Here is a 741-nt window from a genome sequence, read left to right as displayed (position 1 = left end):
GATCTCGACAGCCTGATCGCTAGTCTCTCCGAGGACGGGCGGGGGCTGCGTATTGTGGATCAAATTACAGGTGGCCGGTGGGGGTTCCGCCCCTCAAAGGCAGGCATAAAAGCCGCCTGGATGGTGATCTCTGCCCCCTAAAAGGGTGATTCCGCTTCTTTGAGATGTCGGCTTGTGTAGCGGGCCTACTGTCGGGTCTTGGGATTCCGGGGTTGCGTCCCAGCCCTGCGAGCGGACGCCAGGGCATGATTAACATCCTTTCAGCGGCAGGAATCGTTCCCATTTAACCATCGACGAGCAGGAATTCATTAGATCGAGTGATCCGATGCGTCGTTTAGTTGACGTCCCGTAGGGAACATCAAGCACACAATTAGGTGTAGTCTCGGCTGCCTCGGAGGGTGGTGGAAGTGGCAGGTGAAGGTGCATAGGCGTGCGAGACTTGTCTGGGTGTGCATCCCGATCCTTGGAGCGCTAATGGGCGGCTGCTCGGAGAATCCGTCGGATGATGCCAAGCCCGTAATGAAGCCTTCAGTGTCCGGCTCATCACAGAATTCGGAAGTACATCGTCATCCGGAGGCGTTGGGCGCCTACCGGGCTATGTGGAACGATCTCACCGCAGCGGCTGTGACATCAGACCCAAAGCATAAGCGCCTGGATGACCACGCGACCGGAGGGGCCTTGCAACTGCTGCGTTACATGATGAAGCAGGATCGGCAGGATGGGGTCACCACGAAGGGGCGA

Annotated in this window: 1 pseudogene; it reads left to right on the top strand. The window is 58.0% G+C overall.

The features are described from left to right. Nucleotides 1–447: 447 nt before the first annotated feature. Nucleotides 448–741 (top strand): annotated as a pseudogene (locus tag JK363_RS42000) (hypothetical protein); the annotation flags it as partial.

Source organism: Streptomyces coffeae (assembly GCF_016741875.1).
Classification (GTDB): domain Bacteria; phylum Actinomycetota; class Actinomycetes; order Streptomycetales; family Streptomycetaceae; genus Streptomyces; species Streptomyces coffeae.
Note: the sequence above shows the minus strand (reverse complement) of the source record. Positions and strands in the feature narration are given on the sequence as shown.